The organism is Frankia gtarii (genome assembly GCF_025403375.1).
In the GTDB taxonomy this organism is placed as follows: Bacteria; Actinomycetota; Actinomycetes; order Frankiales; family Frankiaceae; genus Frankia; species Frankia gtarii.
The window spans coordinates 1-9,598 of sequence record NZ_JAMPTM010000250.1 but is presented as its reverse complement, the minus strand read 5'-3'; the positions used below and the strand labels follow the sequence as shown (position 1 = coordinate 9,598).

Genomic DNA, 9,598 nt, shown 5'->3' with positions numbered 1-9,598 from the left:
CTGCCGGGCTCGACCCGCGGCGCACCTGGACGGGTGCGGGTGGGACGCCGGGTGACCAGTGCGTTGCTCGGCGACTGTGGCTCGGTCAGGCGCAGACCGAGCAGGGAGATCGGACGGGCATCCCCACCGCCCGCGCCGGCGGAGTTCGGACCGGCGGACCGGAACGAGGCGTCCAGGCCGTCCCGGTCGGTCCCGGCCGGATCGGCCGGCGCCGCGGTGTCGTCATCGTCCCGGTTCCCACCATGACCCGCCATCCGCGCCACCCCGCCCCCATCTCCGGCCCGACTCCGCTGGACGACACCGGAACGCGAGGCAACCGCTACGGCGTGGCATCACGGTCTCGCGTCACCCCGTGCCCCGACAAGGGCTCCAAGATGATCCAGATGGCCGGAAACGGCCGCACGAGCAGTGAACACACCACCGGCACACTCGATCCACTCCGAATCGCCATGCGATGGCAACACCATACCGAGGTCATGTCACCAGGACGGATCGGGCTCGCACCGTCCGTGTGAAATGAAATGCGGACGGCCACCGACCCCCGGGAGGGCGGTGGCCGCGTGGCATCCGGCGAGGCCGGGCGGGAGTCAGCCGATCCGTTCAGCCGGCGAGTGCCAGCTCGCGCAGCACCGCCGCGGTGTCGAGGGCGGCCAGCGTCGCCTCCCGGCCCTTGTCCTCGGTGGAGTCCGTCAGCCCGGCCCGGTCACGGGCCTGGTCGATCGTGTCGCAGGTGAGCACGCCGAAGCCGACGGGGACCCGCGCGTCGAGGGTGACCCGGGCCAGCCCCGCGGTGACGAACTGACAGACGTAGTCGAAGTGCGGCGTGCCGCCGCGGATGACCACGCCGAGTGCGACGACCGCGTCGTGCCGCTGGGCCAGCGCCGCGGCGACGACGGGCAGCTCGACCGCGCCGGCGACCCGCACGACTTCCGGCGCGGTCGCGAGCCCGGTGTCCTTGACCGCCCGCAGCGCCCCGGCCAGCAGCCCGTCGGTGATCTCGGCATGCCAGCGGGTGACGACGATCGCCAGCCGCAGCCCGGCCACCGGCGGGAGCACCTCCTGCGGCGCTCCGAAGCCGCTCACAGACCTTCTCCGTCGGTGAGGTCCGCGCCGGCCGAGGAGCTGCCGGCGGCGCAACCGGAGGTGGCGGGCACCCGCGCGGGGCTCGTCGACCAGCGGCCGCCGGCCGGTGTGTCCTCGCCGACGGCGCGGGGCAGCCCGGGCAGGACGTGGCCCATCCGGTCCCGCTTGGTCGTCAGGTAACGCAGGTTCTCCGGGGTCTGGGTGACCGGCATGCCGATGAGCTCGACGATGCGCAACCCGTAGCCCTCCAGACCGGCCCGCTTCGTCGGGTTGTTCGACAGCAGCCGCAGGCCGCGCACCCCGAGGTCGACCAGGATCTGCGCGCCGGTGCCGTAGTCGCGGGCGTCGGCGGGCAGGCCGAGCGCGAGGTTGGCGTCGACGGTGTCGTGCCCGGCGTCCTGGAGCTGGTAGGCCCGCAGCTTGTGCATCAGGCCGATGCCTCGGCCCTCGTGACCCCGCACGTAGAGGACCACCCCGCGACCCTCGGCCGCGATCATCCGCAGGGCGGCGTCGAGCTGCGTGCCGCAGTCGCAGCGGCGCGAACCGAACACGTCGCCGGTGAGGCATTCGCTGTGCACCCGGACGAGAACGTCCTCGCCGTCGCCCAGCTCTCCGCGGATCAGCGCGATGTGCTCCACCCCGTCGAGGGTGTTGCGGAAGCCCACGGCGCGGAAGGTGCCGTAACGGGTCGGGATCGTCGCCTCGGCGACCCGCACGACCTGCTTCTCCGTGCGGCGGCGGTAGGCGATGAGGTCGGCGATGCTGATCAGCAGCAGGCCGTGCTCGCGGGCGAACGCGGCGAGTTCGGGAAGGCGCGCCATCGTCCCGTCGTCGTTGACGATCTCGCAGATGGTGCCGGCCGGACGCAGCCCGGCGAGCCGGGCGAGGTCGACGGCCGCCTCGGTGTGACCCGGGCGGCGCAGCACGCCGCCGTCCTTGGCCTGCAGCGGGAAGATGTGCCCCGGCCGGCTCAGGTCGCCGGGGACCGTGTCGGGGTCGGCAAGCAGCCGGATCGTGTGGGCCCGGTCGGCGGCGGAGATGCCGGTGGACACGCCCTCGCGGGCGTCGACGGTGATGGTGAACGCCGTGCCCATCCGCTCGGTGTTGTGCGGGACCATCTGGTCGAGTTCGAGCCGGTCGGTGTCGGCGGCGTCCAGCGGCACGCAGATCACCCCGGAGGTGTAGCGCGTCATGAACGCGACGAGCTCGGGGGTGGCCGCCTCGGCGGCAAAGATCAGATCGCCCTCGTTCTCCCGGTCGGCGTCGTCGACGACGACGAGGGGCCGGCCGGCGGCGATCGCCGCGATGGCGTCCTCGATGGCGGCGAAGGTCACGTTGGCGTTGTCGGCGGCCGGGGCCGGGACGGGCAGGGCGGGGATGGCCGTCGAGGAGGTGCCGGCCGCGGATGTGGTCATCGGGGGAGTCCGTTCGGGTCGATGGTGCCGGCATGCAGCTTCTCGACGTACTTGGCCAGCACGTCGACCTCGATGTTGACCCGGGAACCCGGCGCTCGACGGCCAAGCGTGGTCAGGTCGAGGGTGGTGGGGATCAGGCTGACCGTGAAGGTCGCCGGGGAGTCGCCCTGCGCCGGGGTGACCTCGACGACGGTCAGGCTGACCCCGTCGACCGTCACCGAGCCCTTCTCCACGAGGTAGCGGTCGAGGCCGGCGGGCAGGGCGATGCTGACGAGCTCCCAGTGCTCGTCGGCCTGCCGGTCGACGACGACGCCGACACCGTCGACGTGCCCTTGGACCAGATGGCCGCCGAGGCGGTCGGCCAGCCGGACGGGGCGTTCGAGGTTCACCGGATCGCCGACGGCGAGCTCACCGAGGGAGGACCGCACGAGGGTTTCGCGCATCACGTCAGCGGTGAACGCCGTGGACGCCGCGATTGTGCCGGCGGGCCCCCCGCCGCTCGCGTCCTCGCCCGGCACGCCCCCGCCCGGACCGGTTCCGTCCCGCTGGAAGGAGGTCACCGTGAGACACACGCCGTTGACGGCGATGGAGGCGCCGTGGGTTGCGTCCGCCAGTACGGCCTGACAGGCAATGGTGAGCGCCGCTGACTCCGGCCGCGTATCTACCGCAGCCACCACACCAAGCTCTTCAACGATGCCGGTGAACATCCGACCGCGCCCTTCGGTCCCGGGCACCGCCCCCCGGTTTTTTTGGGGGGGTTGCCACGCGGAACCTGCCGGCATGGGCACGCCGGCGCGCACCCGGGGACGGCCATGACCACCCACGGGCACTCGGCCCGCGCGCGTCCTCCCATCCGGACTTTGACCGTCGGTCCCGGAATTTCACCGAGTCAACCGTCCCAATGTCTGCGGACGGGTCGCGGACTATCACCGCCGGCTCGGAGTTTCACCGACCCCGGAGCGCGCGTGCTGCTGGTTGTACTGCCCTAAGTCTGACATACGAAGCGGCCACACGCTGCACTCGGCGACGTGACCGAGGTCATGGCCGGCGGTCGAACACCAGGTCGGACGCCCCGGGCGACGCTCAGCCGAGCGGGAGGTGGCTGTTGACCGCCCGAACATCCGTGGCGAGCGCCGGGAGTTCGACCACCTCGACGCCGGCCGCGGACAGCCGTTCCGCGCCGTCGCAGTCGACGAACAGCGACGGCTCGCGCCAGGCGAACACCACCCGGCCAATCCCGGCGGCGAGGATGAGCTCCGTGCAGGTCCGCGGCCGCGACGCCCGAGCGCTGCATGGCTCCAGTGAGCTGTACACCGTGGCCGCAGCCAGATCGACATCGGCGGCGAGGCGGCGCAGCGCGACCTCCTCGGCGTGGTCGTGCGGCTCCTCCGCCCGGGAGTAGCCGTCGGCCAGCAGGGTCCCGTCGGCCGCCACGATCATCGCGCCGACCGAGAACGCCGTGGTCGACGGTGGGCAGCGGCGTCCAAGCTCGACCGCGCGGGCCAGCCAGCAGCGGTCCCCGCCGGGTCCCGGAGGCGGGCTCTCGGGGCACGACGGCACGGACGTCGTCACGCGGGGTCGGCGACCGCGCGAGCGGGCGGCGCAGTCAGCCGGGGGGCAACCCGCAGCGCCTGGGCGCGCAGCTTCTCGACGGCCTCGCCGGGATCGGCCGCGCCGAAGACCGCCGTACCGGCGACGAAGACGTCGACCCCGGCGACCGCGGCCAGTTCGACGGTTTCCTCGTTGACCCCACCGTCGATCTGCAGCCACAGGTCCAGGCCGCGGTCGTCGATCAGCCGGCGGGCCGCCTCGATCTTCGGCAGCACCTCGGTCATGAACTTCTGGCCGCCGAATCCGGGCTCGATCGTCATCAGCAGCAGCAGGTCGAAGCGGTGCAGGTCGTCGAGGTAGTGCTCAACCGGGGTGTTCGGCTTCACGGCGAGACCGGTGCGGGCGCCGGCGGCCCGGATCGCCGCGGTGGTCCGGGGCAGGTTGGACACGGCCTCGGCGTGAATGGTCACGTTCGCCGCGCCGCGCTCAGCGTAGTCGGCGGCCCAGCGATCCGGATTCTCGATCATGAGATGGCAGTCGAGCGGGGTCTGTGTCGCCGACCGCAACGCCGTCACCGCGTCCGGGGAGAACGCCAGGTTCGGGACGAAGTGGTAGTCCATGACGTCGACGTGCAGCCAGTCGGCCCGTCCCTCGACGGCGACGGCGGCGGCGGCCAGTCGGCCGAAATCCGCGGCGAGCAGGCTGGGATAGATCTGTGCGGTTGCCACCCCGCGAGACTATCGACTCAATCGGCGCACGCCCCGAGCCGTTCGACACCTCCGCGCCCGGACCTCGGGCGCGCGCCGGGGCCCCGGGCAGGCGGTCGGCCGACTCGCCGCCGACGCCTGCCCACCTGGGCGGGCTCAGTTCTGGTTGCGGCGCAGCAGGGCCATGAACATCGCGTCCGTGCCGTGCCGGTGCGGCCAGAACTGGACGAACGGCCCGGATCCGAGCGCGTCGACCTCCGGCAGGGCGAGCCGGGCGTCGAGCACGGAGGTGTCCGGCCGCTGGCCGGTCACCTGGCGGACCACCTCGACGGTCTCCGCCGGATGCGGAGAGCAGGTCGCGTAGGCGACCACGCCGCCGGGTCGGACCAGGTCCAGCGCGGCGACGAGCAGGGCGCTCTGCAACGGCACGAGGGCGGCCAGGTCACCGGGGATGCGCCGCCAGCGGGCCTCCGGGCGGCGGCGCAGCGCGCCGAGCCCGGTGCAGGGCACGTCGACGAGCACCCGATCGGCGCTACCCGCGAGCAACGGGGCCGCCCGCCCGTCCGCGCGCACCACCCAGGCCCGCGGCTCCCCCGCCAGCGACCGCGCCACCAGGCCGGCCCGGGTCGCCCGAGGCTCCAGCGCGAGCAGGCTCGCCCCGACCCCGACCCCGAGCGCCGCCCCGGATGAGGACGCCGCCTCGGGCCCGGCGCCCGAGCGGTCGGTGAGCAGGCCGGCGAGCAACGCCGCCTTGCCGCCGGGGCCCGCGCACAGGTCGACGGTCAGCCCGCCGTCCCGGCCGACCGTCGCCGTCCGGGCCAGGGCGAGCGCCACGAGCTGGCTGCCCTCGTCCTGCACCGCCGCGAGCCCGGACGCCACCGCCGGCAGCCGCCCGGGATCACCGCCGTCGAGGCGTACCGCGAACGGCGAGTACGGGCCTGGGGCCGCGGCCAGCCCCTCCTGAGCGGCCTCGGCGAGCAGGCGCTCCCGGTCGATGCGGCCCGGCCGGGCGACCAGGTGGACCACCGGCCGCTCGTCGTCGGCGGCGAGGGCCGCGCGGGTCTCGTCGAGGTCGTCACCGAGAGCCTCGGCGACGACCTCGACGATCCACCGCGGATGGGCGTTCACCACCGCGAGATGGCCGATCGGGTCGGCATCGAAGCGGGGGGCGCCGAGCAGCTGGGCGAGGTCCCCGCCCGACTCCGCGATCCGGGCGGCCACCCGACGCATCACCGCGTTCGCGAACCGGACCGGGCGCTCTCCGCTGGTCGCCCGGACGAGGTCCACGGTGCTGGCCACCGCGGCCCGGGCGGGCACCCGGGTGCGCAGCAGCTGGTAGGCGCCGAGCCGCAGCGCGTCGCGCAGCGGCGGGTCGATGTCGCGCACGGGTCGGCTCGTGGCCGTGTCGAGCAGCCCGTCGAGGGTTCCCTGGGCGCGCAGCGCCCCGTAGGCGAGCTCGGTGACGAAGCCGCGGTCGCGGGCCGGCAGCCCGCTGCCGGCGAGCAGCGAGGGCAGGAGCAGGTTGGCGTAGGAGCCACGCTCGTCGACCGCCCGCAGTACCTCCCAGGCCAGCCGGCGGGGCCGGTCGACGGCGGCGGGCGGGCGGGCGCCGCGGGTGCCCGGTGATCCGGCCGGGCTCATGCGGCTCCCCCACCGCCGGCGGGTGCCCCCGCCGGCGCACGCAGGACGTCCTCGTCGGTCAGGCGCGCCCCTCGGACCCAGTCGGCGGCCTTCATCGGCCCTCGGCCCTCGGGTCGCACCTCGCCGAGCAGCACCGGGCCTGTCCCGGTGCCCACGGCGACCGCGCCGTCGGCGAGCGCCACCAGCCGACCCGGCGCCAGTTCGTCCGGAACGTTCTGCGCCCCGACGCGCACCGGACCTATCTTGAGCCGCCGGTCCCGGAACATCGTCCAGGCTCCGGGTGCGGGCGTCGCCGCCCGGGTCAGCCGGTCCACGGCGACCGCCGGCAGGGTCCAGTCGATCAGCACATCCTGGACGGTCAGCTTCGGCGCAAACGATATCCCCTCGACGGGCTGGGGCACGGCCTGCAGGGTTCCGTCGTCGATGCCGTCCATGACCGCGGCGAGCAGGTGCGCACCGGACTCCGCGAGCCGGTCGAGCAGGTCGCCGGAGGTGTCGGTGGGGCGGACCCGCTCGGTGACGACGCCGAACACCGGGCCGGAGTCCATCGCCGGTTCGATCTGGAACACGCTGGCACCGGTGAGGTCGTCGCCGGCCAGCACGGTCCGCTGCACCGGGGCCGCGCCGCGGTAGGCCGGCAGCAGTGAGAAGTGCAGGTTCACCCACCCTTGCCGGGGAATCGCCAACGCCTCCCGGGGCAGCAGGGCGCCGTAGGCGACGACCGGGCAGCAGTCGGGTACCAGCTCGGTGAGCGCCGTGAGGAAGTCCGGGTCACGCGGCCGCTCCGGGCTGAGCACCGGGATGCCGGCCTCGTCGGCAAGCAGGTGCACGGGCGGCGGTTTGATCTGCCGGCCCCGGCCGGCAGGCCGGTCGGGACGGGTGACGACCGCGACCACGTCGTGGCGCGGACTGTCGATCAACACCCGCAGGCTGGGCAGGGCGACCGCCGGTGTGCCGGCGAAAACTAGACGCATACGCGAGCACCGATCCGCCGCGACGCCATACGAACGCCGCGGCCGTCTACGGGGGCATGATCCGAGCTGTTCGGCCTGGCCCGGGACCGTCCGCCGTCGCCCGCGGGCGGGGACACGGGCGGCGTCCTCGGGCCTGCCGCTGCCCGACCGTATCGCGGGCGGCCACCGCTGTGACGGACGGTCGGCCTCAGCGCCGGACAGGGTTGTCCTACGGACTCGATGAGCCGGCGATCCTTGTTCGTGTCGCCGCGCCGTCGCTGGTCCGCTCCTGCCCGCGCGAGGCGGCGCTGTGATGCCCCCAGCTCGGCCGGCGATGCCCCCGCGGGGTCTGGGTCACCCCAAGTTCGGTGCGCCCACCGGCCGCCCCCCTTGCCTCCTTCTGTCACCAGTCGAGCACGGAGCCGCGCCGAGGTTCAGTCACGGTTTTCGGCGGGCGGTCTCAGGCGGTCATCGCGCTCCTGTCCGCGAGGGGTGCAAGGGGCCGCGGCGGACCGGCTGCGGCGGTGACGGGCTCGCCGTCAGCCGATGACGAGCGGGTCGAGTTGGACGCGCAGTCCGGCGGTGCTCCGGCGGGCGCCGAGGACGCCGCGGGCCTCATGCAGGGCGGCGGCGAGGGCCGCGCCGCGCTCGCGGGGCACCCGGATGAGCAGGCGTTCGATCTCGTCCACCGCGCCCGGCCCGCCGGCTCGCGGGCCGCCGGCCAGCACGGGGCCCAGCAGGTCGGCGCCCTCGGGCAGGCGGGTGACGGCAAGCAGCTCGGCGACGGCCGCGGCGCTGCCTTCCACGGTGGCCATCCGGGTTGCCGGCGGGAACCCGAGTTCGGCGCGTTCGTCGGCCTCCCGGGCGGCGAAGGTCGCGGGATCCCAGCGGATCAGGGCCTGTACGACCGGGAGCCCCGCGTCGGCGGACACGATGACCCGCCCGCCGCGTGGCGCCGGGCGGGCCAGCGCCGCCGCCGCCGCCCAGCGCCGCAGGGTGGTCTCGGCGGCCCGCAGGTCGGGACGGCCGAGCAGGGCCCAGCCGTCGAGGAGCAGCACCGCGCCGTACCCGCCGACGGCGACCGGCTCGGCGCCGGGGGTGGAGATGACGAGCGCCGGCTCCGCGGGGACGGTGGCGAGCACGCCGTCGCGACCCGAGGTCCGCACCGGGACGCCGGGGAAGGCCCGGCCCAGCTCCTCGGCGGTGCGCCGGTCCCCCGTCACCGAGGCCCGCAGCCGCTCGCTCGAACATGACGGGCACCGCCAGAGCGCCGCCCCGACCGCCCCACCCGCGCCGCCCGGGGCGGCGGGCACGGGACGGCCGCACCACTGGCAGGTCAGCACGCCGGCGCCGGATGACCGGCCCAGCGGGCCCTGGCAGTGCCGGCAACGGGCGGGACGCCGGCAGTCCGCGCACGCCAGTGAGGGTTGGTAGCCGCGCCGGGGCACCTGGACCAGCACCGGGGCGCCGGCGGCCAGCGCCTGGCGGGCCGTGCGGACCGCGAGCGAGGGCAGCCGCGCCGCGCGGGCGGCGGGATCGCGGGCGTACTCGTGGTCCGAACCGGTCGCCTCGACGCGGGGGGCGAGCGCCCGGACGTCGGACAGGGGCAACGCCAGCGGGTGAGCCCAGCCGCCGCGGACGAGCGCCTCGGCCTCCGTTGTCGGGCAGAAGCCACCGATCAGCAGTGCGCAGCCGTCTTGGCGGGCGCGCAGGACGGCGACGTCGCGGGTGTGCGGGTAGGGGGCCAGCGGCTCGGCGTGCAGCTCGTCCCCGTCGTCCCACACGACCAGCAGGCCGAGGTCGGCCACGGGGGCGAAGACCGCGGCCCGGGTGCCCACCACGACCCGGGCCTGCCCACGGGCAGCCGAGAGGAAGGCGCCGTAGCGGCGGGACGGGCCGAGGTCGGCCCGCAGGGCGACGGTGGTCTCGCGCCCGACCACGTCGACCAGCGCGGCCTGCGCCCGATCGACGTCACGGTGGTCGGGAACGACGACGACCGCACCGCGGCCCGACCGCACCGCGGCGCCGACCGCGGCGGCGATCATCGCCGGCCAGGCGGGGCCGGGCGGCGCCCACCACACTGCACGCGGTGACCGGCCCGCGGCCAGCGCCGCGAGCATCGATGGTCCGGCGGGATAGCGCTCCCACTCCCCCGGCTCGGCGGAGATGGTCTCCGGCGGGGAAGTCTCCGGCGGGGAAGGAGCGGCCGCCGGTTCGCCGGGAGCGGCCTCGGGCATGGCGGGGGTGG

General features: G+C 75.1%; 8 protein-coding genes, 1 pseudogene and 1 riboswitch. All 9 genes and pseudogenes read right to left on the bottom strand.

Features of this window, described 5'->3' with window-relative positions:
* A pseudogene (locus NBZ83_RS25755) lies at window positions 1-254 on the bottom strand (hypothetical protein); the annotation flags it as partial.
* A 346-nt stretch (window positions 255-600) separates the two neighbouring features.
* Window positions 601-1,083, bottom strand: a complete 483-nt coding sequence (gene ribH, locus NBZ83_RS25750; RefSeq protein ID WP_261570236.1) for a 6,7-dimethyl-8-ribityllumazine synthase — start codon at window positions 1,081-1,083, stop codon at window positions 601-603.
* Window positions 1,080-2,498 (bottom strand): bifunctional 3,4-dihydroxy-2-butanone-4-phosphate synthase/GTP cyclohydrolase II, encoded by a 1,419-nt coding sequence (locus NBZ83_RS25745; protein ID WP_261570235.1) that lies wholly within the window; start codon window positions 2,496-2,498, stop codon window positions 1,080-1,082. The genes ribH and NBZ83_RS25745 overlap by 4 nt, the downstream gene beginning before the upstream one ends.
* A complete protein-coding gene (locus NBZ83_RS25740; RefSeq protein ID WP_261570234.1) occupies window positions 2,495-3,205 on the bottom strand; it encodes a riboflavin synthase in 711 nt (236 codons plus the stop codon). Before NBZ83_RS25740 ends, NBZ83_RS25745 begins: the two co-directional genes overlap by 4 nt.
* Before the next feature lie 130 nt (window positions 3,206-3,335).
* Window positions 3,336-3,465: riboswitch (FMN riboswitch) on the bottom strand.
* A gap of 116 nt (window positions 3,466-3,581) precedes the next feature.
* The gene (locus tag NBZ83_RS25735) at window positions 3,582-4,070 is read right to left on the bottom strand and encodes a cytidine/deoxycytidylate deaminase family protein (RefSeq protein ID WP_438803251.1); all 489 of its coding nucleotides are present in this window, start codon (window positions 4,068-4,070) and stop codon (window positions 3,582-3,584) included.
* Window positions 4,067-4,777 (bottom strand): ribulose-phosphate 3-epimerase, encoded by a 711-nt coding sequence (rpe, locus tag NBZ83_RS25730; protein ID WP_261570233.1) that lies wholly within the window; start codon window positions 4,775-4,777, stop codon window positions 4,067-4,069. The genes NBZ83_RS25735 and rpe overlap by 4 nt, the downstream gene beginning before the upstream one ends.
* Window positions 4,778-4,912: 135 nt before the next feature.
* The gene (locus NBZ83_RS25725; protein WP_261575962.1) at window positions 4,913-6,397 is read right to left on the bottom strand and encodes an RsmB/NOP family class I SAM-dependent RNA methyltransferase; all 1,485 of its coding nucleotides are present in this window, start codon (window positions 6,395-6,397) and stop codon (window positions 4,913-4,915) included.
* Window positions 6,394-7,371 carry a methionyl-tRNA formyltransferase gene (gene fmt, locus NBZ83_RS25720; RefSeq protein WP_261575961.1) on the bottom strand — a complete coding sequence of 326 codons (978 nt, stop codon included), beginning with the start codon at window positions 7,369-7,371 and terminating at the stop codon, window positions 6,394-6,396. Before fmt ends, NBZ83_RS25725 begins: the two co-directional genes overlap by 4 nt.
* 518 nt (window positions 7,372-7,889) lie before the next feature.
* Window positions 7,890-9,598 (bottom strand): primosomal protein N' (locus NBZ83_RS25715; protein WP_261575960.1); only part of this gene is annotated, 1,709 nt, incomplete at its 5' end.

Coding starts and splice junctions, on each gene's coding strand:
- NBZ83_RS25740 (WP_261570234.1), bottom strand. CDS start 3,205: ATGTTCACCGGCATCGTTGAAGAGCTTGGTGTGGTGGCTGCGGTAGAT.
- NBZ83_RS25745 (WP_261570235.1), bottom strand. CDS start 2,498: ATGACCACATCCGCGGCCGGCACCTCCTCGACGGCCATCCCCGCCCTG.
- fmt (WP_261575961.1), bottom strand. CDS start 7,371: ATGCGTCTAGTTTTCGCCGGCACACCGGCGGTCGCCCTGCCCAGCCTG.
- NBZ83_RS25725 (WP_261575962.1), bottom strand. CDS start 6,397: ATGAGCCCGGCCGGATCACCGGGCACCCGCGGCGCCCGCCCGCCCGCC.